Below are 23,400 nucleotides of genomic sequence, written 5' to 3'. Positions count from 1 at the left end.
GATGCCGAGCCGGGCCCCTTCCCCCCGTTGTGCGGGTGTCACATGGCGGGCACCTCGGCCCGCTCGTCCGGGACGCAGTGCGTCATTTTCAGGCCGGAGACGTCGCGCGGGCCGTTCTTGCCCAGGCTGGACAGGCGCTGCCTGTCCTCGTCGGTCAGGTCCTGGCTCGCCAGCGGCTCCAGGTGCTTGACGTCGTCCGGCGTGATGCCGAGGCCCTCGCCGACGCGCAGCCCGAGGTCGTCCTCGACCAGCAGCAGGTGCCAGACCATGCGCTCCTGGATGGGACGCACGCACTGCGACAGCATGGTGACGAAGTTCTCCACCAGGTCGTCGCGCTCCCACTGCTCCATGAGCAGGTAGCGCTGGCCCGCCTGCCTGTAGTCGTTGGTCCGCGGGATGCGCTTGCGGGTGAGCCTGCCGACGATCTCCGGGCCCTGCTCGTCGTGCGTCGGGAACCGCGCCTCGCGCAGCCCGCCGGTGATCGAGGGCTCGTAGTTGACGTGCGGGTTCTCGCCCGCCTGGTCCTGCCGGTAGGTCATGAGGCCGTCGCGCTGGTTCGTCCGCACGTTGGCGTTCTTGGCCTGGTTGACCGGCAGCTGCAGGTAGTTCGGCCCGACGCGGTAGCGCTGGGTGTCGCTGTAGGAGAACGTACGGCCCACGAGCATCTTGTCGTCGGAGAAGTCCAGCCCGTCGACCAGGACGCCGGTGCCGAAGGAGATCTGTTCGTTCTCCGCGAAGTTGTTGCTCACGTTGCGGTCGAGGACCATGCGGCCGACGGGCTTGGCCGGGAAGATCTCCTCCGGCCAGACCTTGGTGTCGTCCAGCGGGTCGAAGTCCAGCTCGGGGTGCTCCTCGTCGCTCATCGTCTGGACGAGCAGCTCCCATTCCGGGTAGTCGCCGCGGTCGATCGCCTCGCGGAGGTCCTTGGTCGCGTGTCCCAGCTCGTGGGCCTGGACCCGGGCGGCGTCCTCGGCCGTCATGCTGCGGACTCCCTGCCTGGGCATCCAGTGGTACTTCACGAGGCGGGTCTCGCCCTCGGCGTTCACCCACTTGTACGTGTTGACCCCGAACCCCTGCATGTGCCGGTAGTCCGACGGGATGCCCCGGGGGCTGAACAGGTTGACCAGCATGTGCATGGTCTCGGGCGTCTGCGACATGAAGTCGAAGATGCGGTTCGGCTCCTGCCGGAACGTCACCGGGTCCGGCTTGAGCGCGTGGATCACGTCGGGGAACTTGATGGCGTCACGGATGAAGAACACCGCGAGGTTGTTGCCGACGAGGTCCCAGTTGCCGTCCTCGGTGTAGAACTTCACGGCGAATCCGCGCGGATCGCGGGCGGCCTCCGACGAGTCCCGCCCCCCGATCACCGTCGAGAACCGCACGGCCACGTCGGTGCGCTTGCCGGCCTCCTGGAACAGCTTCGCCCTCGTGAACCGGGCGATCGGCTCGTCGCCCCACGTCCCGTACGCCTCGAAGAAGCCGTACGACGTGGCGCCGCGCGCGTGCACCACCCGTTCCGGGATGCGCTCCCGGTCGAAGTGGCTGATCTTCTCCAGGAACTGGTAGTTCTCGAGGGTGGCCGGGCCGCGTGCGCCGACCGTCCGCTGGTTCTGGTTGTCGTAGACCGGGTGCCCTTGACGGTTGGTCAGCACCGGGCGCTCGTCTCCGGGCTCCGGCCCCCTGCTCGACACGTCCGTCATGGGACGGCTCCTCTCAGATCACGTTTGAACTGTTAGTCCTTGTCAATGCCTCCATATCCGGTTTTCGACTGGGTATTCACGGGGACGGAGATCGGTCCGGCCCCGCCGGGTAGTACCCGGCGGGGCGGCGGAGAGTGGTCAGCCCTTCACGCGCGGCTCGCCGCGGTAGGTGCCGAACGACCACAGGTTGTCCTCCGGGTCGCGGACCACGAAGTCGCGGGACCCGTAGTCGGTGTCGTACGGCTCCTGGACGACGCGCGCCCCCGCGGCGGTCGCCCGGGCGAACAACGCGTCCGGCTCGTCGGTCACGACGTACGCGCCGAACGTGCCGGGGGTGAGGTTCCACTTGTCGTCCGGCGTCTCGCGGACGCTGCCCAGCATGATCCCGCCGCCGGGCGGCCAGGAGAGCTGGGCGTGGCCGACCCGGTCGCCCTCGCCGTACACGGCGGTCTCCTCGAAGCCGAACGCCTCGACGAGGAAGGCGATCAACGCGCGGGCGTCCCTGGCCCGCAGCGTGGGCCAGACCTGAGGTGCTGGTGTGGTGTCGTTCATGCCGCCGAGTCTGGCCGTCCGTCCCCGGCCAGGGCTTGGACGTTTCGGAACGGCACCCCCTCTTCGGCCAGCCACCGGCTGGGGGAGCATCCGGCGAGGCTCCGGAACTCGCGGGCGAGGTGCGCCTGGTCGTAGAACCCGCACTCGGCCGCCGCGTCGGCCAGCGTGAGCCGCCGCCCGGACGCCGCCGCGCTCTGGAGCAGGCGGCGGACCCGGTCGAACCGGACGACCCGCGCCGCCTCCTTGGGGGACAGGCCGATCTCCTCCCGGAACCGGCCGTTGAGGTGACGGGTGCTCCAGCCCGCCTCGCTGGCGAGACCGGACACGGTGACCCGGCCGCCGGCGGCCAGCATCCGCCGCCACGCCCAGGTCACCTCGGACGGCCGCTCCCGCGTGGGACGGGTGTGCCGGGACAGGACCGCGTCGAGGGCCGCGAAGCGCCCGTCCCAGCCGGGCGCCTCCAGCAGGCGCTCGCGCAGTTCGCCCGCGAGTGCGCCGAGGACGTCGGCGCCGTCCAGGTCGAGCCCGGACAGCTCCCCGGCCGGCAGGCCGAGCAGGGCCCGCGCGCCGAGCGGCGTGAGGGCGAGCTGGACCCCCGACTGCCGCCCGTCGTGCGTGACGATCGCCGGAGCGGTGTGCAACCCGCCCACCAGCGTGTCGTACGACCTCGCCGGAGTGCGGGGATCGGGATGCGCCGCGACGACGAGCGGGTCGTCGAGCGTGACGATCATGGTCAGGTACGGCGAGGGCAGGCCGCGATGGGTCCCGGGCGGGATGCCGGCGTCGCGGTAGCCGCTGTACCACGCGACCAGCGGACGCAGCGGGGGAGCCGGTCGCCGCCGGACGTACCGCGCCTCCTCCCGCTCGCCGCGTTTCTCGCCGGGGTCCGCTGTCAGCCGTGCCGATGCCGCCATCCGCAGCTCCTCCCTCCCGCGCCCCAGTCTCCCCGAAGGGGAGCGCGTCAGCCATCGGCGCGTACGGCGGGCACCCCTGCGGAAGTGCGGCGCGGGAGGGTGGCCCCACCCGTCGTTCAGGTGAAGCGGGCCCCGGCCTAGGCGGCGCCTTCGGCGTCGAGGTCGCGGGCCAGCAGGTCCGCGAGGGCGGTGAGGGCCTCCTCCGCTCCCGGCCCTTCGGCCTCCAAAGTAACCTCCGCGCCGTGCCTGGCCCCGAGCGTCAGCACGCCCAGCATGCTGTTGGCGGGGACGGCGTCGCCGTCGCCGACCCGGATGCGCACGGGCGCCGGCTGCCGCGCCGCCGCCTCGACGAAGATCTTGGCGGGGCGGGCGTGCAGGCCGGAGCGCGAGGCGACCGTCACTGTCCTTTCCGGCATCGCATTCCTTCCATATAGCTCGGTTTCAGGTCAGAGCTTGAGGGCTCGGCTTCAGGGCTCGATGGTGACTTTGATCGCGGCGCCGCGGGCGACGACGTCGATGGCGTCCATGACCTCGTCCAGGCCGAGGCGACGGGTGATCAGGTCGGCGACCGGCACCGCTCCGTCGGCGATGAGCCGCAGGGCGCGGGCGTTGTGCGCCGGGCTCGATCCGTTCGCGCCGACGATGGTCAGCTCCCGGTAGTGCACGAGGTTGGAGTCGCAGGCGATGATCGGGTCGTCCTTCGGCAGCCCGCCGAAGAAGCTGATCCGGCCCTGCCGCGCGGCCATCTGCAACGCCTGCTGCTGGGCCGCCCCGGAGGCCGCCGCCGTGATCACCACGTCGGCGCCCCGGCCGCCGGTCAGCTTGAGCACCTCGTCCACGACGTCGGTCTCTCCCGAGCAGATCGCCGCGTCCGGCCGTACGAGCCCGGCGGCCATGGCGAGACGCTCGGCGTTCAGGTCGGCGAGGAACACCCGGCCCGCGCCGCGGGCGCGGGCGAGCCGCACGTGCAGGCAGCCGATCGGGCCCGAGCCGACGACGACCACGTCGTCTCCCTCGCCGACGCGGGCCAGTTCCTGCCCGTTGAGCACGCAGGCGAGCGGCTCGGCGAGGGACGCCTCGGCGAACCCCACTCCGTCGGGGACGCGGTTGAGCCCGTCCACGGCGAGCACCTTGGCCGGCACGACCATGTACTGCGCGAAGCCGCCGTCGTAGTGGTAGCCCATCGACTCCTGATTCGGACAGACCGTGCGGTGGCCCCGGCGGCACTCCTCGCACTCGCCGCAGGGGATGGCCGCGATCACCTGCACCCGGTCGCCCGGGCTCCAGCCGGTCACGCCCTCGCCGAGCTCCACGATCTCTCCGGCGATCTCGTGGCCCATCACCCGGGGCGGCCTGATGTGGTGGTGCCCGAACCGGTAGATCTTCACGTCCGTGCCGCACGTCGAGCAGTTGCGCACGCGGATCTTGACCTCGCCGGGGCGGGCGACGGGCTCGGGCACCTCCTCCAGCCGGATGTCTCCGGGGGCGTGGAATCGGGCGACTTTCACTCCGGGTCTTCCTCTCCGTCCGGTTGCAGCAGGCCGATGACCTCGTCGACCTCGGTCGCCGCGCGCAGGGCCGCGGCGCGGTCCGGGTCGAGCAGGATGCGGGCGAGCGACGACAGCAGCCGCAGGTGGCCGTCCCCGCGTGCGGCGATGCCGACGCACACCGTCACGCGCTCGCCGTGCCAGTCGACGCCCTCGGGGAAGCGCAGCACGCAGACGGCGTCGTGGCGGACCGCCTCCTTCGACGTCAGCGTGCCGTGGGGGATGGCCACGCCCTCGCCGACGTACGTCGAGATCGACCGCTCGCGTTCGAGCATGGCCTCGGCGTAGGTCCCGTCCACCGCGCCGACCTCCTGGAGGACCGCTCCGCACTGCCGGACGGCATCCTCGACGTCCGCGGCGGCCGCGGCCGTCCGTACGGCGCGGGGGTCGAGGGGGAGCGGGGCCGTGGCCCGGTCAGCCATCGATCGTGCCCCCGTTCCTGATCGCGTCGACGACCCGCGTCACGGCCGGGTCGCCGATGAAGACCTGGAACGGCACGAGCGCGACGCCGGGGGCGCTCGCCCTGGCCCGGTCGGCGAGCCCGGCGTGGCAGACGACCACGTCGGCGTCCCCGGGGATCGAGTTGACCGGGGTGTGCTCCACCGTGACCTCGGTGCCCTTGAGCTGCCTGCGCAGGGTGCTCGCGAGCATGACGCTGCTGCCCATGCCCGCGTCGCACGCCACGATGAGCTTGCGGACGTCCTTGCCCTGGATGCTGGACACGTTCTACGCCTCCTTGGTGGCGGGCACGCTCTCGGCCGCCGTCTCGCCGGTTGGGTCGCGCTTCTCGGTGCTCGTGCCGTCGATGTCGTCCGGGTGGCTGTCGTCCACGTGGCCGGTGTCGCCCGCGTCGGTCCGGATCGCGTCCGGTGCCGGTCCCTGGTCGCCGTTGGCGCGGCCGAAGCCCAGCAGGGCGGCGGCCACGGCGAAGGAGACGGCCGTCGCGACCACGATCCCGGCGATCACCCCGAACCAGCCGCCCTTCGGGGTCACCGCCATGTAGGCGAAGATGCTGCCCGGCGACGGCGTCGCCACCAGGCCGGCCCCGGTGACCAGGAAGGTGAGCACACCGGAGGCGCCACCGGCGATCACCGCGAGGATCAGGCGCGGCTTCATCAGCACGTACGGGAAGTAGATCTCGTGGATGCCGCCGAAGAAGTGGATGATCATGGCGGCGGGGGTGCTCGGACGCAGGGACCTCGGGCCGAACAGCAGGTAGGCGATCAGCAGGCCGAGGCCCGGGCCGGGGTTGGACTCCAGCATGAACAGGATCGACTTGCCGTGCTTGACCGACTCCGCGACGCCCAGCGGCCCGAGCACGCCGTGGTTGATCGCGTTGTTGAGGAACAGCACCTTGGCCGGCTCGATGATGACCGACGCGATCGGCAGGAGCGAGTGGGAGACGAGCCACGACACGCCGTCGCCCGCGACCTCGGTGACCTTCTCCACGATCGGGCCGATGGCGAGGACCCCGGCGATCGCCATGACCGCGCCGACGATGCCGGCGGTGAAGTTGTCGACCAGCATCTCGAAGCCGGCCCTGGTCCGTTCGGCGGTGAACCGGTCGGCGTACTTCAGGACCAGCGCGGCCAGCGGGCCGATGACCATCGCGCCGAGGAACATCGGCACGTCCGCCCCGACGACGACGCCCATGGTGGCGACGGCGCCGACGACCGCGCCGCGCTGGGCGTGGACCATCCGGCCGCCGGTGTAGCCGATGAGGACGGGAAGGAGGGTGCCGATGATCGGGCCGACCAGTTCGGCGAGTGTCTTGTTCGGTATCCACCCGGTCGGGATGAACAGGGCCGTGATGAGGCCCCAGGCGATGAACGCCCCGATGTTCGGCATGATCATTCCGGCGAGATGGCCGCCGAAACGCTGGATCGTGGCCCGCACACCGGTGCCGTGGACGGTGGGGGTATAGGGCGTGGCCATGGACATGCTCCTTCCGGGCGACCGGCCTGGCGGGCCGGCTGGGGGGTTCTCGGGTCGCCGTCGTCCCCGGGCGAAGCGAGTGGATCAGCAGGGGCAGAGTGGGCGGAGCGGGCGGGTCGGCGGGGCCGATGCGGTGGGCGCGGGTTCGGTGGAGGCGGGTTCGGTGGAGGCGGTCAGTAGGGGCAGAGCTGGCGGGCCGGGTCGGGGGAGCCGATCCGGACGTGCGTGCGGTCGATGTCGGCCGGACCGGGCATCCGGCTGCCGGGCAGCCCCACGGCCGCGCCGGCCCAGGCCAGGCCCTCGGCGAGGGCGGTGCCGCCGCGGGCCCCGGCAGCGAGGAAGCCCGCCAGCAGCGCGTCTCCCGCGCCCACGCTGCTGCGTGGCTCCTCGACCGCGCATTCGCCGTACCAGACCCGGTCGTCGTCCTCGACCAGCAGTGCGCCGTCGGCGCCGAGGCTGGTCAGGACGGATCGCGCGCCCATCGCGCGCAGCTTGCCGACGGCGTCGAGCACGTCGCCGACGTGGGCGATCGACGTGCCGGTGGCCTCGGCGAGCTCGTCGCGGTTGGGCTTGACCAGGGCCGGGCCGGCGCTCACGGCGGACACGAGGGCGGGGCCACTGGTGTCGACCGCGAGGTTGATGCCGGCGCCGGCGAACCGGCGGCCCAGCCCGGCGTACACGTCGATCGGGACGCCCGGCGGAAGGCTGCCCGAGGCGACCACCCAGTCGGCCGACCGGGCGGCGTCGAGCACCGCGCCCGCCAGCGTGTCCAGTTCGGCGGGGGTCAGCGCGGTCCCCGGCTCGTTCACCTTGGTGACCGTGCCGTCGGGCTCGGCGATGGCGACGTTCGACCTGGTGGGGCCCTCGACCGGGACGGGGACCATGTCGATGCCCTCCGCGGACAGCAGGTCGAGGAGCCGGCGCCCCTCGCTGCCGCCGTACGGGATGACCGCGCAGGACCGCACGTCGTTGGCCAGCAGGGCGCGTGAGACGTTGACGCCCTTGCCGCCGGGGTCGAGGTGGGTGGCGGCGGCGCGGATGACCGCGCCGCGGGTGAGCGCGCCGACCTCGATCGTGCGGTCGAGGCTCGGATTCAGGGTCAGCGTGAGGATCACGCGCGAACCACCTCCGGTCCGGCGGCGGCCAGCGCGGCGGCGAGGTCGGGGTCGATCCCGGTGTCGGTGATGACGACGTCGATCTCGCGGAGCGTCGCGAAACGCGCGAGGTAGGTGGCGGAGAACTTCGTGTGGTCGGCCAGCAGGACGGCGCGGTCGGCGCAGGCGATCATCGCCCGTTTGATCGCCGCCTCGGCCGGGTCGGGGGTCGTCAGGCCCTTGGCCACCGAGCAGCCGTTGGTCGCCATGAACGCCACATCCACGTTGAGCTGCGACAACTGCTGGATGGCCCAGTCCTCCACGGTCGCCAGCGTCCGGCCGCGCACCCGGCCGCCCAGCATGAGCACGGTCAGGTTGGGACGGGTCGCCAGCATGGTGGCCAGTGGAGGCGAGTTCACGACGACGGTGAGCTCGCGGTCCGGCGGCAGCGCCTGCACGAGCCGGCTCGTCGTGGAGCCCGCGTCGAGGACCACGGCGCCGTCCTGCGGAAGCTCGGCCAGGGCGGCCTTGGCGATGCGTTCCTTCTCGGCCGTCATCACCTCGTCCCTGGCGGCCAGGGCGGGCTCGAACCCCAGGCGCTCGACCGGGATGGCGCCGCCGTGCACGCGCCGCAGGACGCCCGCGCGCTCCAGGGCGGTCAGGTCGCGGCGGATCGTCTCCGTCGTGACGCCGAACCGGTCGGCCAGCGTCACCACGTCGACCCGGCCGGCGTCCCGCGCCACCCGCAGGATCTCCTGCTGCCGCTCCTCGGCGTACATCGTGTTGGTTCACCGCCGTTTCGATGTTGTTTCGTATTTGTTTATACCCGCCTGTGTTGGAAGGTCAAGAGTGGTGCAGATCACGAAAAGGGCAATAGGCGGAGAAGTCCCCTGCGTGTCGGCCTCTCCGGCGGCCTCGCACCCCTGGCCGCCCGTGTCACGTCTCGTGCCTCCGGCGCGTCTCTATAGGGGAGGCGGAGACAAGGAGGCCAGATGCCCGCGGTGACCGAGGGGCAGCCCGCGCCGGTCGCCAGTTTCGAGAGCAGCCGCGAGCTGCTCTTCGGGGTGGCGTACCGGGTGCTGGGCAGCGTGACCGACGCCGAGGACGTCGTCCAGGAGGCGTGGCTGCGGTGGGACCGCGTCGACCACGCCAGGATCGCCGACCCACGGTCCTTCCTCGTTCAGATCACGACGAGGCTCGCCCTCGACCGGCTGCGGTGGGCGAAGGCCCGCAGGGAGGCGTACGTGGGGCAGTGGCTGCCCGAGCCGCTGCCGACCGGCCCCGCGATCGAGGACGGCGCGGAGATCGCCGACTCGGTCTCCGTGGCCATGCTCGTGGTGATGGAGACCCTCTCCCCGCTGGAGCGGGTGGTGTTCGTGCTCCGGGAGGCGTTCGACTTCTCCTTCGCCGACATCGCGGTGATGGTCGGCCGGTCCGAGGCCGCGGTGCGGCAGCTCGCCCGCCGCGCCCGCTCGCACGTACGTGAGAGGCGGCCCCGGTTCCGGCAGGACCACGACGTCCGCAGGCGGGTGACGGAGCGCTTCCTGGCCGCCTGCCTGGGCGGCGACCTGCGGGCGCTGCTCGATCTGCTCGCGCCCGAGGTCACCTTGTGCATCGACGGGAACGGCCGCCGCGGCGTGGCCAGGAACCGGGTCGAGGGCGCGGAGAAGGTCGGCCGTCTGCTCGTCCGCGGTCTGCGCCGGGTCCTGCGCCCGGAGAGCGCCGCGGTCGCGGAGACCGACGACATGGGGGACGACATCGGGAGCGGATCCGTCGTGGACGTCAACGGCGGGCCCGCGGCGCTCATCACCGCGGGGGACGAGCCGATCGCCGTGATCGTGGTCGACGTCGACCTCGCCGCCGACCGCGTCACCCGGATCTGGATCATCGCGAACCAGGACAAGCTCGGGGGCGTCGAGGGCCGGCGACCCGGAAGACCCAGGCCTGTCCGCGCCGCGGGCTGACGGGCCGCGAGAGAAGCGACTTTCGTCATGACGGACAACGAGCACGAGACCGGACGTCCGGAGGGGTGGCCTGAGGGGCGCCCGCGCCCGGACCGGCGGACGCCCGCCCGCGTCCTCGGCACCCCCTTGACCGACGCTCCCTCAACCGGCGCCCCCTTGCCCGGTGCTTCGTCCGGCGCCGCGTCCGCGCGTCCGGACGCGGCGGACGAGGGGACCGACCTTCCCGCCGTTCCCGGCGTCGTCGGCGTCGTTCCGCAGGACGAACGGACGGCCCGCAGGGCGGAGCGCATCGCGGCGCTGTGCTTCCTGCTGGCGTTCGCCGCCCTCGTGGCCTTCCTCGTGACCTACGTCCGGCTCCAGGTCGGCGGCCTGAGCGCGACGGGCTCCTCGCACGTCGCCCTCGGCGGGACGCTGACGCTGGCGCTGCTGGCGCTGGCCTCGGGGATCGTGATCTGGGTACGCCAGATCATGCCGAAGTACGAGCTGGTCCAGCGGCGCCACCCCATGGCCTCACCCGAGGAGGTGCGGGCCGAGGTCGCGGCCACGTTCGTGCGCGGCGCCGCGGAGAGCGGCATCGTCAGGCACCGCCTGCTGCGCCGCACCCTGCTGCTCGCGGCGGCGCCGCTGGGCCTGGCGCCGCTGGTGCTGCTGCGCGACCTCGACACCACCGGCGCGCCCGCCGCGCAGCTCCACCGGAAGCTGCGGCACACGGTCTGGGGAGAGCGGACCGAGGACGGCAAGCCGCTGCGCCTCGTCGTCGAGGGCACCGGACAGCCAATCCGCGCGGCCGACTTCAACTCGCCCGGAGGCATCCTGTCGGTCGTCCCCCAGGGCTACGAGCACGACCTGAACGTCCTCGCCAAGGCGACGGTGATCCTAATCAAGTTCCGTCCGGAGGAGCTGAAACCCGGCACCGATCCGAACTGGACCCACGACGGGATCGTCGCCTATTCCAAGATCTGCACGCACGTGGGCTGCCCCGCGGCGCTGTACGAGCAGACCACCCACCACATCCTGTGCCCGTGTCACCAGTCAACCTTCGACGCCGCCGACGGGGCCAGGGTCGTGTTCGGCCCCGCCGCCCGGCCGCTGCCGCAGTTGCCGGTCGGCGTCGACGAGGAGGGCTACCTCGTCGCACTGGGCGACTTCGCCGCCCCGGTCGGCCCCAGCTACTGGGAGCGCGGCGACGCGGAGGCGCGGGCCAGGGAGAACGGAGGCCACCTTTGAGTGAACTGAGAACCGTGCCCGAGCGCATCGCCGGGCCGGCCACATTCCTGGACGACCGCCTGGGCGCGGGCGGCTTCGCCAGACGCAACCTGCGCAAGATATTTCCCGACCACTGGTCCTTCCTCCTCGGCGAGATCGCGCTGTACTCGTTCGTCATCCTGCTGCTTACGGGCACCTTCCTGACGTTCTGGTTCAAGCCGAGCATGGGGGAGATCGTCTACAACGGCACGTACGCCCCGCTCAAGGGGGTGGCGATGTCCGAGGCGTACGCGTCCACGCTCGACATCAGCTTCGAGGTCCGGGGCGGCCTGCTCATCCGGCAGATCCATCACTGGTCCGCGCTGGTCTTCATCGGCGGCATGATGGCGCACGCGCTGCGGGTCTTCTTCACCGGCGCCTACCGCAAGCCGCGCGAGCTCAACTGGATCATCGGCGTGGTGATCCTCTCCGTCGCGCTGTTCGAGGGCCTGACCGGCTACTCCCTGCCCGACGACCTGCTGTCCGGCGCCGGCCTCCGGGTCACCCAGGGGGTGGTCATCGGACTGCCGGTGGTCGGCACCTACCTCAACTTCTTCCTGTTCGGCAGCGAGTATCCGGGTGAGGACGTCATCTCCCGCTTCTACTCGATCCACATCCTGCTCCTGCCCGGCCTGATCCTGGCGCTGGTCACCGCGCACCTGATCCTGATGTGGGTGCAGAAGCACACGCAGTTCCCCGGCAAGGGGCGGACCAACCGCAACGTGGTCGGCGCGCCCTTCTACCCGGCCTTCATGGCGAAGTCGGGGGCGTTCTTCCTGTTCACGTTCGCCGTGATCGCCGGGCTCGGCACGTTCGCGCAGATCAACCCGGTCTGGCTGTACGGGCCGTACACCCCCGCCGACATCTCGGCCGGCTCGCAGCCCGACTTCTACCTGGCCTTCCTCGAAGGGGCGCTGCGCATCATGCCCGCCTGGGAGGTCAACCTCTTCGGCACCTCGCAGGCCGGCACGGTCCCGCTCAGCGTGGTCATCCCCGCGCTGGTGCCGCTGGGGATCATCGTCGTCGGAATGGCCCTCTACCCGTTCCTGGAACGGTGGATCACCGGTGACCACCGCGAGCACCACCTCGCGGACCGGCCGCGCGACAACCCGCACCGCACCTCGATCGGCATGGCGGCCATCGCGTTCTACGGCGTGCTGTGGCTGTTCGGCGGCAACGACATCATCTCCGCGAACTTCCGCGTGAGCCTCTACACGACGACCTGGGCCGGACGGATCCTCGTGTTCGTCGCGCCCGCCCTGGCCTACGCGGTCACCTACCGCATCTGCCTGGGCCTGCAGCGCTCCGACGTCGCGGTGCTCACGCACGGCGTGGAGTCGGGGGTGATCAAACGAATGCCGGACGGCCGGTACGTCGAGGTCCACTCGCGGCCGGCGGAGGACATCGAGGCGCACCTGCGCGGCCGGGAACCGGTGCCGGTGCTGCCGTACGACGAGGCCGTGCCTCCCAGGGGCCTGCGCGGGCCGATCGGCCGACTGCGCCTGCGGATGTCCAGGGCGTACGGCGGGGAGAAGGTTCCGATAGCGAACGGCGGCCCGCACGGCGAGGACGGGCAGGCCGCACTTCCGGACGCTCTTCCGGACACTCTTTCGGACGGGCAGAACCGCGCTCTGACGCGCTGACCCGTCTTCAGGACCGATGTGGTCCGGGCCGGCCGGCCCGGACCACATTCGGCTGCCCAAGGGTCCTGTTCAGCAGTCCCGCTGCTCCGGCACCGGCCACCGCGGCTCGGGCGGGTCGGCCGGGCGGATCTCGGTGAACAGCTTGAGCGTCACCGGCCGCAGCCGCTGCCACGCCTCGGCCGGCCAGCGCAGGCTCACCGAGGGGAACACGGTCTCCAGCACGATCTTCAGGTAGGAGCGGCCGGTGTGGGCGACCGGGACCTCCGTGCACAGAGCGGACACGGTCGCGGAGGTCTCCCGCCTGCCGAGCCGCAGCCGGGCGTTCCCCATGACCTCGTTGGGGGCGTGGCCGGTTTCGAGGTCCACCGACTCCCAGAAGAGCACGGGGGCCTCGTCCTCCTGCAGCCACGACGGATAGACCGGCAACGGCAGCTGCAGCGTGAAGCCCGCCAGCAGCCCGGGAGGGCTCAGATAGAAGGAGCCGTGGAAACAGGGCAGTTCGTGCAGGAGCCGGGGCCCCTTCGACGTCGTCATCGACAGCGTTCCCTCACTGGCGTCCATGGCGATCCGCCACGCGCTCGGATCGGCGTGGGACGCGTCCGGGACGAAGACCATCAGTTGTTCACCTCGCTGTGCGGCCGGAAGGCGGCACGGTGGGGAGCGGAGAGGTTCCGCCGGTTCGAGCCGCCAAAAGAATGACGTATCCCGAGGGCCGGAACGTGACATGCGCATTGCGCCGGTAATTCACCGCGTGTTCGCGTGTCACATTCCGCGGGCCGCGTTCGTCTTAATGGGAAAGAAGCGGTCCGGCGCTCCCGCGGGCCCCGCCGGGGCCGTCTGCAAAGGAGTGCCGGCCAAGGGGAGCCGGCAAAGGAGAGGGGGAGTAATTCTGGGCGTGGCGGTTCCGCCGGTGTAAATTGCGGGCGACGAGGAAATCGTCGAATCGGGCGGCGCAGGGGGTTGCGGCGCCGCGCGAAAAGGTGTCCGGCAGGGCGGGCCACGGGCGGCGACGTACGGTTATCGGCCCCGTGGGCGGCGTCCGGAGATCGGACCACGACTGCGAGGAGAGCGCATGGAGCGTAATCCGGATGGGCCGGCCGAAGCGGACTGCGCGTTCCAGGCGTTCGAGGAACACGCCGCTCTGCTCCACGCGGTGGCGCGCAGCATGCTCGGCGACGGCGGGGAGGCCGCACGCGTGGTCGAGGAGACCCGGGCCCGCTGGCTGGCCGGTCAGGGCGACCGCTCGGCGGGGTTCCCGAACGCGCTCATCGGGCTGGTCGCCGTGCTGGCGCTGACGCGCCTGCGGGTCGCGCAGGCCAACGGCGAGGAGCACATCGGCCCCTGGCTGCCGGAGCCGCTGCGGGGCGAGCCCGATCTGCAACTGGCCGAGTCGGTCACGGCGGCCCTGTCGGCCGTACTCGGCATGCTGGACCGGGACGAGCGGACGGTGTTCCTGCTGCGCCATGGTTTCGGGCTCTCGTACGCCGACATCGCCGCGGTGACCGGGCTCACGGAGGAGGCGGTGGGCGTGATCGACGCCAGGGCCAGGGCGCGGGTGCGCTGCGAGGTGCGCCCGCTCCGGCGGGAGGCCGGCGGCTGAACCGCACCGAGGGGGCGGGCGGGGTGTGCAACTGAGGAGAACCCACAGTTACCACCCGCGCCCCTGCCACCCGCGGTCAGCGGCCTCGCTCCGTCAGCCCGTACAGGTTGCCGTCGTGGCCGCGGATCTGCGCCCACCGGCCCCCCTCCCGCCAGGGAGTGGCCTCCGGCGCCACGACGATCTCCACGCCCCGTGCCCGCAGGTCCCGGCAGGTGGCGTCGACGTCGTCGCAGTCGAACCAGCCGTGCGTCATCCGTCCGGCGCGGGCCTCCAGCGCCTCCAGGATCTCGGGCTCGACGGCGGCGAGGGCCACGCAGGTCTGCGCGCCCGGCGGGCGCACCTCCACCCAGCGGCGCCCCTCCCCCTGGGGGACGTCCGCCGCGATCTCGAAGCCCAGCGTCCCGGTGAGGAACTCCAGGGTCCTGCTCTGGTCGCCGACGTAGAGCACGGCGAGCCGCGGGTTCACGATCACGATGCCTCCCGGCAGTCTTCGGGCGTCACGCGCTCTGCGCCGAAAGCTGGCGCCGTACGGACGACGCGGCCACGGCCGGGGTGTCGGCGAGACCGAGCCGGACCTCCTTCAGGCGAACGGGGTCACCGATGACGTCGACGGATGCGATGCGGTCACCGGAGAAGGCGAACTCGAGGACGAGCTGGAGGCGTCCGTACGGAGCGACCACCGCCCCCACGGCGCCGTTGACGAGAGCGGGCGAGGCGAAGCGCGCCCTGCGGATGTTGGTACGCGTCTCCTCGGCGACCGCCCGCGCGCCCCGCACCTCCGCCTGCGCCCTGGCCTGTCCGCGCAGGGCGACGGCGTCCGCCCGGCGTACGACGTCGGGAGCCAGCACCGCGAGCAGGGCGTCGATGTCGCCGGCCCGGGAGGCGGCCAGGAAGGCGTCCACCACCACACGCTGCCTGACCAGGTCGGAGGAGGGGACGTCGGCCGTGTCGTGCACCCGGCGACGGGCACGGCTGGCCAGCTTCTTCGCCGCCGCCGGCGAGCGTTCCACGATCACGGCGATCTCGTCGAACGGCACGGCGAACAGGTCGTGCAGCACGAAGGCGGCGCGCTCTGCCGGGCCGAGCGTGTCGAGGACCACGAGCAGCGCGAGACCGACGGAGTCGGCCAGCACCGCCTCGTCCGCCGGGTCGGCGGTCTCCTCGTGGGGGGCCAGCATGTCGAGTTCGGTCAGGTCGGCGAAGTCCTCACGCCGGCGGCTGCGTGAGCGCAGCATGTCGAGACAGACCCGCCCGGTGATCGTCGTGAGCCAGGCGGTCAGGTTGTCGACGGAGCCGGAGTCGGCCCGGCAGGCGCGCAGCCAGGTCTCCTGCACCGCGTCGTCGGCCTCGTCCGCGCTGCCCAGCATGCGGAACGCGACTCCGCGCAGATGCCCGCGGGATCGGTCGAAGTGCTCGGCCAATTGGGCCTGGTCGTTCATCGGTCACCTTTCACCGTCGCGGTTCGTCGTATAGGTGGGGAGATGGAGAACGCACGTTTGACAAGGAGACGTCAGTGCCCGTACTGATTATTCTCGCCGGTTCGTTTGAACCAACGTGACGGGGAGGGGCACCGCGGGTGACCTCTCCGGCCGTGAAGCGCACCGGCCGGCTGCCGCCCGAGGTGCATACTATCCTCGCATCGACCGCTCATACTTTCGCGCCGTGCCGAAAATCGAGCACGGTGTCCGAAATCGGTGGCCGGTGAGACGCTGAAAGTTGTGTACCAGGGGCCCGCCGGGTCGTCCGGGGCCCTGCGCTCGGGTCTCGGCACGCTTATCGAAACGGTCATCCCTTACGGCAGGTACGGCTCTATGACGTTGGTCATGCCGTGCCATGCTTTTCGTTATATGTCGTGATTGCGATACCTCGACGACTTTTCCTGGTCCCGTCGCGGGCGGGCAGACCGATATCCAAATTATGGATGACTTGTCATGAATCTGTTCCCTCTGCTCTGGTATGGCAATCATCCGAACCATAAGCTGAGCGCAGTTGAGCTCCTGTGAAGAATTCGCCCCTGCCCTTGTTCCTTCATAGGAAGGCCCCGCAGTGACACTTCACACCGCAGCCGACACCGATCGCGAACTTGGAACTCGCCTTCCCGATGTGGCGGATCTGCGCCACCTGCCGTGGGAGATCGTGTCCGTCCGCGATCTCACCTCCTCGCTGTCGCCGCGGAAGCGACGTGAGGACCCGGCGCACGTCCGGATGCTCGCGGAGATGGATCGCGCCTTCGATCCGCTCCTCGTTCACCGGCCGACGATGCGGGTCATCGACGGCATGCACCGGTTGCGCGCCGCCGTGCTGAAGGGCAGGAACGAGATCGCGGTCCGGTTCTTCGACGGAAGCGAGGCCGACGCGTTCGTCCTGTCGGTCCGGCTCAACGTCGGCCACGGGCTGCCGCTGACGCTCGACGAGCGAAAGGAGGCGGCCGGGCGGATCATCGCCTCCCATCCGCACTGGTCCGACCGGATGGTGGCCGAGAGCGCGGGGCTGAGCGCCAAGACCGTCGGCGTCCTGCGCCGGCGGCTCGGCGGGCAGGCGCAGTTCAGCCGCGTCGGCCGGGACGGGAAGTCCAGGCCGATCAGCAGCGTCGAGGGGCGTCGCAGCGCTGCCGCCCTGCTGGCGGCCAACTCGGAGATCTCCCTCCGGGAGCTGTCCAGGAAGACCGGGCTCTCCCTGGGGACCGTCCGGGACGTACGCGAGCGGCTCGACCGCGGGCAGGACCCGATCCCGGATCGGCTGCGCGCGAGGGAGGAGACCGGCGGCGGCTCGCGAAGCGAGACGGCGCCGGCCCAGGACGCGGCGCCGCGGACCGGAGTGGTCTCGCGGGCGGCGCAGTCCCGTCGCCCCCGCGTGGAGAGCCGGCGCAGGGGCGAGCCGAGGCAGCCGGGCTGCCCGGCGGGGGAGGCGGTGGAAACGGCGTCCGTGCTGCGCAAACTCGCGCGTGATCCGTCCCTGCGGGCGACCGAGTCCGGGCGGCTGCTGCTGCGGATGCTCCTGGCCACGGAGGTGGGCCCGGCCCAGTGGAAGGAGATCGCCGAGGCGGTTCCGGCCCATTGCATGCCGCTCGTGCGCGCCGTCGTGCTCAGGAGATCAGAGGAGTGGGAAAGCCTGGCGAACATGGTGCGCAGGGGTTTCCCGGGGTGATCGGAAAAGCAACGGAGGTGCTTCTGCGGAGAAGGCACAGGGTGAAATATCGCCATTAATCAGCATTGGTTTGGAGGGTTCATCGTGTCAGAGACGACTCACTTTCCGGGAAGCGACACGGAGGCCGAACTCCGGAAAATCAACCGGGCGACGGTCGAGCAGTACATGAACACCAGAGGCGAGGATCGGCTGCGGCGGCACCTGCTGTTCACCGAGGACGGCGTCGGTGGTCTCTGGACCAACGACACCGGGCAGCCGATCGCGATCCGCGGGCGTGACCGCCTCGGCGAGCACGCCGTCTGGTCGCTGAAGTGCTTCCCCGACTGGGTCTGGACCAACATCCAGATCTTCGAGACGGACGACCCGAACTTCTTCTGGGTGGAGTGCGACGGCGAAGGCGCCATCCGCTTCCCCGGCTACCCCGAAGGCCACTACCGGAACCACTTCCTGCACTCCTTCCAGCTGGAGAACGGGAAGATCAAGCTGCAGCGCGAGTTCATGAACCCGTTCGAGCAACTGCGCGCGCTGAACATCCCCGTGCCCGAGATCAGGCGTGAGGGAATCCCCACCTAGGTCACATCCGCCGCGTGATCGTCAGCGGCTGCCAGGCAACCCCCCCAGCCGTCCCCGGCCGGGCGACGACGACGGCGCCGAGAGCGCCTCGACCCCATGGAGAACCGTGGATGACGTGATGCCCGCCATCCGGCTGAGCGCCGCGCTGCAGCAGCCGGAGTGGAGCGATGTCTCGCAGGTCCAGCGCGTCAAGGAAGTGCTCGCCTCCCGCCCCTCGCTCGTCAGGCCGGCGGACGTGCGCGCCCTGCGCGCCCTCCTGGCGGAGGTCGCCGCAGGAAACTCCCTGGTCGTGCAGTCGGGGGACTGCGCGGAGAACCCCGAGGAATGCACGCCCGAGCACGTGAGCCGCAAGTCCGCGGCCCTCGACGTGCTGGCCGGCGCGCTCAAGATGATCACGCACAAGCCCGTGCTGAGGGCCGGCCGCATCGGCGGCCAGTTCTCCAAGCCGCGTTCGAGCTCCACCGAGAAGGTCGGCGACCTCACCCTCCCGGCGTACCGGGGACACATGGTCAACGGCCCGGAGCCGACCGCCGAGAGCAGGCAGCCCGATCCGCTGCGGATACTCACCGGATACATGGCGGCCAGCGACATCATGGAGCACCTCGGCTGGCGCGGATCGTCCACCCGATCCCGGATAGACCCGCCCGTGTGGACCAGCCACGAGGCGCTGCTGCTCGACTACGAGGTTCCGATGCTCCGCAGGGACGCGTCGGGACGGCTGATCCTCGGCTCCACGCACTGGCCCTGGATCGGCGAGCGGACGCGGCAGGTGGACGGCGCGCACGTCGCCCTGCTGGCCGAGGTCGCCAACCCGGTCGCCTGCAAGGTGGGCCCGAAGATGAGCAAGGACGAACTGCTCGGCCTGTGCGAGCGGCTCGACCCCGAACGCGAGCCCGGCCGGCTCACCCTCATCTCCCGGATGGGCGCCGACCAGGTGGCCTACGCCCTGCCGCCGCTCGTCGAGACCGTGAGATCCGCCGGACACCCCGTCATCTGGCTCTGCGACCCCATGCACGGCAACACGCGGGTCACCCCGTCGGGCCACAAGACCCGCCTCGTGCCGGCCCTGCAACAGGAGGTCCGGGAGTTCGTCACCGCGGTCGAGAGCGCGGACGGCGTCCCCGGCGGCCTCCATCTGGAGACCACGCCCGACGACGTGACCGAATGCGTCGCCGACGAGAGCGGCTTCGCCCAGGTGGGCGACCGCTACACGAGCTTCTGTGACCCCCGGCTGACCCTCTGGCAGGCGGTCTCGGTCATCTCCGCCTGGGGCGGCTGACGCGACGGCTACCTGAAAGGACTTCCATGTCCGGCATACCCGCAATCAAGCCCTACCCCCTTCCGGCGGCGGGCGAGCTGCCTCCCAACGCCGCCGGATGGACGCCCGATCCCGCTCGTGCCGTACTCCTGATCCACGACATGCAGCGATACTTCGTCAGGCCGTTCGCCGACCCGACGAGGCACGAACTCGTGCAGAACGTCGCGCTGCTGCGGGACCGGAGCGTGGCGCTCGGCGTCCCGGTCGGCTACACGGCGCAGCCCGGCGACATGAGCGAGGAGCAGCGCGGACTCCTCAAGGACTTCTGGGGGCCCGGCATGCGCCGCGCCCCCGAGGACCGGCTCGTCGTCGACGAACTCGCCCCCGCCCCCGGCGACTGGATGTTCACCAAGCTGCGCTACAGCGCGTTCTTCCGGTCCGACCTGCTGGAGCGCATGCGGCGCGCCGGCCGCGACCAGCTCGTGGTCTGCGGGGTGTACGCCCACGTCGGGGTGTTGATGACGGCGGTCGACGCCTTCACCAACGACCTGCAGACCTTCCTGGTCGCCGACGCCGTCGCCGACTTCACCGCCGCCTACCACCGCATGGCGGTCGAGTACGCGGCCGAGAGGTGCGCGGTCGTCCTGACGGCCAAGGAGGTGTTCTCGTGAGCGGCCTCGAAGGCGGCCTCGGGAGCGGCTCGGACACCGGCGGAGGCGGCCTGCTCGACGCCGTGCTGGACCTCCGGGCGCCGGCCTTCGCGCTGCTGCACCGGCCGGAGGCGACCGGCCCGGGCCTGCTGGACGTCCTGATCGGCGAGGTCGCGCACCTGAGCGAACTCGCGGACATCCCGCTGCCGGAACAGGGGGAGCCGGGGGCGGGAGACCGCCACCACGCGCTCGTCGTCGTCCCCTACCGGCAGGTCCGGGAGCGTGGCTTCGCCTGCGCCGACGACGGCGCCCCGCTCATCGCGATGACGGTGACGCGGCAGGCCACCCTGCCGGTCGGCGCGGCCCTGGACCGGATCCCCGACCTGCCCTTCGCGGTCTCCGGCGGGCACTTCGACGTGGACGACGACGACTACGCCGAGCTCGTCCGCAGGGTCGTCAAGGAGGCGATCGGCGAGGGGGAGGGGGCGAACTTCGTCATCAAGCGGTCCTTCGTCGCCGACATCGGGAACTACACGCCCGCCTCCGCCCTCTCCTTCTTCCGGCGGCTGCTGGAGGTCGAGTCGGGCGCGTACTGGACCTTCGTGGTCCACACCGGAGAGCGGACGTTCGTGGGCGCCACTCCGGAACGGCACGTGACGCTGCGGGACGGCGTCGCGACCATGAACCCGATCAGCGGCACGTACCGGTATCCGGAGTCCGGGCCGTCCCTGCACGGGGTGATGGACTTCCTCGCCGACCGCAAGGAGTCCGACGAGCTCTACATGGTCCTCGACGAGGAACTCAAGATGATGACGCGGATCTGCGAGCCGGGCGTCCGCGTGACGGGCCCTCGGCTCAAGGAGATGGCGCGGCTCGCGCACACCGAGTACTTCATCGAGGGCGACACCGCCTGGGACGTGCGCGACATCCTCCGCGAGACGATGTTCGCCCCGACCGTCACCGGCAGCCCGGTGGAGAACGCCTGCCGGGTGATCGACCGGCACGAGCCGCACGGCCGGGGGTACTACAGCGGAGTCGTCGCCCTGATCGGGCACGACGAGGCCGGCCGGCAGACCCTCGACTCCTCCATCCTCATCCGGACCGCCGACATCGACGACACCGGCCGGGCGCGCATCGGCGTCGGCGCCACACTCGTACGCCACTCCGACCCGATGTCGGAGGTGGCGGAGACCCGGGCGAAGACCGCCGGCCTGCTCGCGGCGCTCGACACCGGCGATAGCGGCAGGCTCAGGACCCGCCCGGAGGTCCGCGAGGCGCTGGAGCGGCGCAACGAGAACATCGCCGGTTTCTGGCTGGGCAGGCGCGGCTGCGGCACGGCCGCCCTGCCGCGGCTGGCCGGGGTGCGGGCGCTGGTCGTCGACGCCGAGGACACCTTCACGTCGATGCTGGACCACCAGATGCGCAGCCTGGGCATGGCGGTGACCGTGCGCCGCCACGACGAGAGGCCGTCGCTGGACGGGTACGACCTCGTGGTGCTGGGGCCCGGCCCCGGCGATCCCCGGGACGACGCCCACCCCAAGATCGCTTATCTGAGGGCCGCCGCGGACGCCCTCCTCGCCGGGCGGCGCCCCTTCCTCGCCGTCTGCCTCAGCCACCAGGTCCTCTCCACCCGGCTCGGCTTCCCGCTGCAGCGCCGCGACGTGCCCAACCAGGGGCTGCAGAAGGAGATCAGCCTGTTCGGCGCGCGGGAGCGCGTCGGGTTCTACAACACGTTCGCCGCGCGCGCCGAGGCGGACCGTGCCGAGATCGACGGCCTCGGCACGGTCGAGATCTGCCGTGATCCGGCAACCGGCGAGGTGCACGCGCTGCGCGGCCCGCGTTTCGCCTCGATCCAGTTCCACGCCGAGTCGGTGCTCACCGAGAACGGCCCCCGCATCCTGGGCTCTCTGATGGAGGGACTGCTGCCATGACGGTCACCGGCCAGTCCGTGCTGGAAGGGGCGCGTCCGTACGTGGTCGTCGACGCGTTCACCGACACGCCGCTGCAGGGCAACCCGGTCGCGGTCTTCTTCGAGGCCGAGGACCTCTCCGCCGAACGCATGCAGCGCATCGCCAGGGAGATGAACCTGTCGGAGGTCACCTTCGTCCTCCCGGCCCGGGAGGGGGGCGACGCCCGCATCCGCATCTTCACGCCGGTGAACGAGTTGCCGTTCGCCGGGCATCCGCTCCTCGGCACCGCCATCGCGCTGGGCGAGGGGCGCAGGGAGGACCGGCTCCGGCTGGAGACGGCGATGGGGGTCATCGCCTTCGACCTGGAGCGCGTGGACGGGAGGGTCGTCGCCGCGGAGATGGGGCAGCCCATCCCGACGTGGGAGGAGTTCGACCGCGCCGGCGAACTCCTCGCCGCGCTCGGCCTGACCTCCTCCACGCTGCCCGTCGTGATCTACCACAACGGTCCCCGGCATGTATACGTCGGGCTGGAGAGCATCGCCGCGCTGTCCCGGGTCGACCCCGACCAGCGCGCGCTGGCCGCCTTCCCCGACATGGCGACCAACTGCTTCGCCGGTTCCGGCCCGACCTGGCGCAGCCGGATGTTCTCGCCCGCCTACGGCGTGGCCGAGGACGCGGCCACGGGGTCGGCGGCCGGTCCGCTGGCCGTCCACCTCGCCCGGCACGGGCAGATCGGGTTCGGGCAGTGGATCGACATCCACCAGGGCGTCGAGATGGGCCGCCCCTCGCTCATGCGGGCCCGCGCCGACGGCGCCCCGGAAGCCGTCACGTCCGTACGGGTCGGCGGTTCGGCCGTGACCGTCGCCCGCGGCGTGATCTACGCCTGAACGGCGCGCGGACCCGCCGGCGGATCGCCCGCGCGGCCGGGTCCGCGCCCCGTCCTCGCCATGCGGCCAGGGCCGCCCGTACCCCCACACAGCCCGGAGGCGACAGTGAGCAGCAGGTTCGAGAGTCTGACCGGCGCCATCGACCCGGCGTTCCCCGAGTACGACACGCCGCCGGCCGAGCCGATGGTCCTGGCCCGGCAGTGGATCGCGTCGGCGGTGGAGGAGGGGGTGCGGGAGCCGCTGGCCCTCGCCCTCGCGACCGCCGACCGCGGCGGCCGGGCCTCCTCCCGCATGGTCGCCGTCATCGACGTGAGCGATCGGGGTCTGGTCTTCACCAGCCACAGCTCCAGCCGGAAGGGCCGGGAGATCGCCGAGACCGGCTGGGGCTCGGGCCTGCTCTACTGGCGCGAGACCGCGCGGCAACTGATCTTCTCCGGTCCCGTGGTCATGCTGCCCGAGCCCGAGGCGGAGCGGCTGTGGAACGCGCGGCCGGTGCCGCTGCACGCGATGTCGGCGGTCTCGCGGCAGAGCGAACCCCTAGAGGACGTCGCCGGGCTCAGGGCGGAGGCGGAGCGCCTGGCGTCGTACGGAACCCCCCTGCCCCGCCCGGCGCGGTTCGCCGGATACCGCCTGGAGCCCGCCGCCGTGGAGTTCTGGTCGGCCGACGCCGACCGGCTGCACCGGCGGCTGCGTTACGACCGGGATTCCTCCGGTTGGCACATCTCACGGCTACAGCCGTGACCCCCTCCCCACAGGGACAGGAAACACGAAGGAGTGCGAC

General features: G+C 71.5%; 24 protein-coding genes. 11 read left to right on the top strand and 13 right to left on the bottom strand.

What is annotated here, in order from left to right:
* Positions 1 to 38: 38 nt before the first annotated feature.
* The 10 genes from FED44_RS36480 to FED44_RS17575 form a co-directional block, all read right to left on the bottom strand.
* Positions 39 to 1,700 (bottom strand): catalase, encoded by a 1,662-nt coding sequence (locus FED44_RS36480; RefSeq protein WP_138461332.1) that lies wholly within the window; start codon positions 1,698 to 1,700, stop codon positions 39 to 41.
* A gap of 138 nt (positions 1,701 to 1,838) precedes the next feature.
* A complete protein-coding gene (locus tag FED44_RS17615; RefSeq protein WP_117410126.1) occupies positions 1,839 to 2,252 on the bottom strand; it encodes a VOC family protein in 414 nt (137 codons plus the stop codon).
* A complete protein-coding gene (locus FED44_RS17610; protein ID WP_138461331.1) occupies positions 2,249 to 3,166 on the bottom strand; it encodes a helix-turn-helix transcriptional regulator in 918 nt (305 codons plus the stop codon). Before FED44_RS17610 ends, FED44_RS17615 begins: the two co-directional genes overlap by 4 nt.
* A gap of 137 nt (positions 3,167 to 3,303) precedes the next feature.
* Entirely contained in the window at positions 3,304 to 3,582 is a 279-nt protein-coding gene (locus FED44_RS17605) for an HPr family phosphocarrier protein (protein ID WP_138461330.1), read from the bottom strand.
* A 51-nt stretch (positions 3,583 to 3,633) separates the two neighbouring features.
* Positions 3,634 to 4,674: a zinc-dependent dehydrogenase gene (locus tag FED44_RS17600; RefSeq protein ID WP_138461329.1), complete on the bottom strand. Its 1,041-nt coding sequence runs from the start codon at positions 4,672 to 4,674 to the stop codon at positions 3,634 to 3,636.
* Positions 4,671 to 5,135, bottom strand: a complete 465-nt coding sequence (locus FED44_RS17595; RefSeq protein WP_117410130.1) for a PTS mannitol transporter subunit IIA — start codon at positions 5,133 to 5,135, stop codon at positions 4,671 to 4,673. Before FED44_RS17595 ends, FED44_RS17600 begins: the two co-directional genes overlap by 4 nt.
* Positions 5,128 to 5,436, bottom strand: a complete 309-nt coding sequence (locus tag FED44_RS17590; protein WP_138461328.1) for a PTS sugar transporter subunit IIBC family protein — start codon at positions 5,434 to 5,436, stop codon at positions 5,128 to 5,130. The genes FED44_RS17595 and FED44_RS17590 overlap by 8 nt, the downstream gene beginning before the upstream one ends.
* Positions 5,437 to 5,439: 3 nt before the next feature.
* The gene (gene mtlA, locus FED44_RS17585) at positions 5,440 to 6,648 is read right to left on the bottom strand and encodes a mannitol-specific PTS transporter subunit IIC (protein WP_138461327.1); all 1,209 of its coding nucleotides are present in this window, start codon (positions 6,646 to 6,648) and stop codon (positions 5,440 to 5,442) included.
* A gap of 173 nt (positions 6,649 to 6,821) precedes the next feature.
* Entirely contained in the window at positions 6,822 to 7,763 is a 942-nt protein-coding gene (pfkB, locus tag FED44_RS17580) for a 1-phosphofructokinase (RefSeq protein WP_138461326.1), read from the bottom strand.
* Positions 7,760 to 8,521, bottom strand: a complete 762-nt coding sequence (locus FED44_RS17575; protein ID WP_117410132.1) for a DeoR/GlpR family DNA-binding transcription regulator — start codon at positions 8,519 to 8,521, stop codon at positions 7,760 to 7,762. Before FED44_RS17575 ends, pfkB begins: the two co-directional genes overlap by 4 nt.
* A 213-nt stretch (positions 8,522 to 8,734) precedes the next feature.
* Here FED44_RS17575 and sigJ point away from each other — a divergent pair, with 213 nt between their 5' ends.
* From sigJ to qcrB, 3 genes are read left to right on the top strand one after another with little or no spacing between them, the layout of a single operon-like run.
* Positions 8,735 to 9,706 (top strand): RNA polymerase sigma factor SigJ, encoded by a 972-nt coding sequence (sigJ, locus tag FED44_RS17570; protein WP_138461325.1) that lies wholly within the window; start codon positions 8,735 to 8,737, stop codon positions 9,704 to 9,706.
* A 27-nt stretch (positions 9,707 to 9,733) separates the two neighbouring features.
* Positions 9,734 to 10,933 (top strand): cytochrome bc1 complex Rieske iron-sulfur subunit, encoded by a 1,200-nt coding sequence (gene qcrA, locus FED44_RS17565; RefSeq protein WP_138461324.1) that lies wholly within the window; start codon positions 9,734 to 9,736, stop codon positions 10,931 to 10,933.
* Positions 10,930 to 12,594, top strand: coding sequence for a cytochrome bc1 complex cytochrome b subunit (qcrB, locus tag FED44_RS17560; protein ID WP_396698511.1), 1,665 nt, complete (start codon positions 10,930 to 10,932; stop codon positions 12,592 to 12,594). Before qcrA ends, qcrB begins: the two co-directional genes overlap by 4 nt.
* Positions 12,595 to 12,663: 69 nt before the next feature.
* Here qcrB and FED44_RS17555 read toward each other — a convergent pair whose 3' ends face one another.
* Positions 12,664 to 13,209 carry a hypothetical protein gene (locus FED44_RS17555; RefSeq protein WP_117410135.1) on the bottom strand — a complete coding sequence of 182 codons (546 nt, stop codon included), beginning with the start codon at positions 13,207 to 13,209 and terminating at the stop codon, positions 12,664 to 12,666.
* 457 nt (positions 13,210 to 13,666) lie between these two features.
* Here FED44_RS17555 and FED44_RS17550 point away from each other — a divergent pair, with 457 nt between their 5' ends.
* Positions 13,667 to 14,194 (top strand): sigma factor-like helix-turn-helix DNA-binding protein, encoded by a 528-nt coding sequence (locus tag FED44_RS17550; RefSeq protein ID WP_138461323.1) that lies wholly within the window; start codon positions 13,667 to 13,669, stop codon positions 14,192 to 14,194.
* Positions 14,195 to 14,270: 76 nt separating this feature from the next.
* Here FED44_RS17550 and FED44_RS17545 read toward each other — a convergent pair whose 3' ends face one another.
* Both FED44_RS17545 and FED44_RS17540 read right to left on the bottom strand, forming a co-directional pair.
* A complete protein-coding gene (locus tag FED44_RS17545) occupies positions 14,271 to 14,666 on the bottom strand; it encodes a VOC family protein (RefSeq protein ID WP_165900900.1) in 396 nt (131 codons plus the stop codon).
* A 25-nt stretch (positions 14,667 to 14,691) separates the two neighbouring features.
* Entirely contained in the window at positions 14,692 to 15,633 is a 942-nt protein-coding gene (locus tag FED44_RS17540; RefSeq protein WP_138461321.1) for a sigma-70 family RNA polymerase sigma factor, read from the bottom strand.
* 664 nt (positions 15,634 to 16,297) lie between these two features.
* Here FED44_RS17540 and FED44_RS17535 point away from each other — a divergent pair.
* From FED44_RS17535 to phzG, 7 genes are all read left to right on the top strand, one after another.
* The gene (locus FED44_RS17535) at positions 16,298 to 17,341 is read left to right on the top strand and encodes a ParB/RepB/Spo0J family partition protein (RefSeq protein ID WP_244302026.1); all 1,044 of its coding nucleotides are present in this window, start codon (positions 16,298 to 16,300) and stop codon (positions 17,339 to 17,341) included.
* An 84-nt stretch (positions 17,342 to 17,425) separates the two neighbouring features.
* Positions 17,426 to 17,914 carry a PhzA/PhzB family protein gene (locus FED44_RS17530; RefSeq protein WP_117410140.1) on the top strand — a complete coding sequence of 163 codons (489 nt, stop codon included), beginning with the start codon at positions 17,426 to 17,428 and terminating at the stop codon, positions 17,912 to 17,914.
* A gap of 106 nt (positions 17,915 to 18,020) precedes the next feature.
* Positions 18,021 to 19,193 (top strand): 3-deoxy-7-phosphoheptulonate synthase, encoded by a 1,173-nt coding sequence (locus FED44_RS17525; RefSeq protein ID WP_117410141.1) that lies wholly within the window; start codon positions 18,021 to 18,023, stop codon positions 19,191 to 19,193.
* Positions 19,194 to 19,219: 26 nt separating this feature from the next.
* A complete protein-coding gene (locus FED44_RS17520) occupies positions 19,220 to 19,843 on the top strand; it encodes an isochorismatase family protein (protein WP_117410142.1) in 624 nt (207 codons plus the stop codon).
* The gene (locus tag FED44_RS17515) at positions 19,840 to 21,753 is read left to right on the top strand and encodes an anthranilate synthase family protein (protein ID WP_279633882.1); all 1,914 of its coding nucleotides are present in this window, start codon (positions 19,840 to 19,842) and stop codon (positions 21,751 to 21,753) included. The genes FED44_RS17520 and FED44_RS17515 overlap by 4 nt, the downstream gene beginning before the upstream one ends.
* Positions 21,750 to 22,619, top strand: coding sequence for a PhzF family phenazine biosynthesis protein (locus FED44_RS17510; protein ID WP_138461320.1), 870 nt, complete (start codon positions 21,750 to 21,752; stop codon positions 22,617 to 22,619). The genes FED44_RS17515 and FED44_RS17510 overlap by 4 nt, the downstream gene beginning before the upstream one ends.
* A 105-nt stretch (positions 22,620 to 22,724) precedes the next feature.
* Positions 22,725 to 23,360 (top strand): phenazine biosynthesis FMN-dependent oxidase PhzG, encoded by a 636-nt coding sequence (gene phzG / locus FED44_RS17505; RefSeq protein ID WP_138461319.1) that lies wholly within the window; start codon positions 22,725 to 22,727, stop codon positions 23,358 to 23,360.
* Positions 23,361 to 23,400: the final 40 nt, after the last annotated feature.

It is taken from the genome of Microbispora triticiradicis, from assembly GCF_005864065.1.
In the GTDB taxonomy this organism is placed as follows: Bacteria; Actinomycetota; Actinomycetes; order Streptosporangiales; family Streptosporangiaceae; genus Microbispora; species Microbispora triticiradicis.
The sequence above is the reverse complement of the archived record's forward strand: the minus strand, read 5'-3'. Positions and strand labels throughout refer to the sequence as shown.

Excerpts from the sequence above, each read along its gene's own strand:
- FED44_RS36480 (WP_138461332.1), bottom strand. The coding sequence starts at position 1,700 with ATGACGGACGTGTCGAGCAGGGGGCCGGAGCCCGGAGACGAGCGCCCG.
- FED44_RS17615 (WP_117410126.1), bottom strand. The coding sequence starts at position 2,252 with ATGAACGACACCACACCAGCACCTCAGGTCTGGCCCACGCTGCGGGCC.
- FED44_RS17610 (WP_138461331.1), bottom strand. The coding sequence starts at position 3,166 with ATGGCGGCATCGGCACGGCTGACAGCGGACCCCGGCGAGAAACGCGGC.
- FED44_RS17605 (WP_138461330.1), bottom strand. The coding sequence starts at position 3,582 with ATGCCGGAAAGGACAGTGACGGTCGCCTCGCGCTCCGGCCTGCACGCC.
- FED44_RS17595 (WP_117410130.1), bottom strand. The coding sequence starts at position 5,135 with ATGGCTGACCGGGCCACGGCCCCGCTCCCCCTCGACCCCCGCGCCGTA.
- mtlA (WP_138461327.1), bottom strand. The coding sequence starts at position 6,648 with ATGGCCACGCCCTATACCCCCACCGTCCACGGCACCGGTGTGCGGGCC.
- FED44_RS17575 (WP_117410132.1), bottom strand. The coding sequence starts at position 8,521 with ATGTACGCCGAGGAGCGGCAGCAGGAGATCCTGCGGGTGGCGCGGGAC.
- sigJ (WP_138461325.1), top strand. The coding sequence starts at position 8,735 with ATGCCCGCGGTGACCGAGGGGCAGCCCGCGCCGGTCGCCAGTTTCGAG.
- qcrA (WP_138461324.1), top strand. The coding sequence starts at position 9,734 with ATGACGGACAACGAGCACGAGACCGGACGTCCGGAGGGGTGGCCTGAG.
- FED44_RS17555 (WP_117410135.1), bottom strand. The coding sequence starts at position 13,209 with ATGGTCTTCGTCCCGGACGCGTCCCACGCCGATCCGAGCGCGTGGCGG.
- FED44_RS17550 (WP_138461323.1), top strand. The coding sequence starts at position 13,667 with ATGGAGCGTAATCCGGATGGGCCGGCCGAAGCGGACTGCGCGTTCCAG.
- FED44_RS17540 (WP_138461321.1), bottom strand. The coding sequence starts at position 15,633 with ATGAACGACCAGGCCCAATTGGCCGAGCACTTCGACCGATCCCGCGGG.
- FED44_RS17520 (WP_117410142.1), top strand. The coding sequence starts at position 19,220 with ATGTCCGGCATACCCGCAATCAAGCCCTACCCCCTTCCGGCGGCGGGC.
- FED44_RS17510 (WP_138461320.1), top strand. The coding sequence starts at position 21,750 with ATGACGGTCACCGGCCAGTCCGTGCTGGAAGGGGCGCGTCCGTACGTG.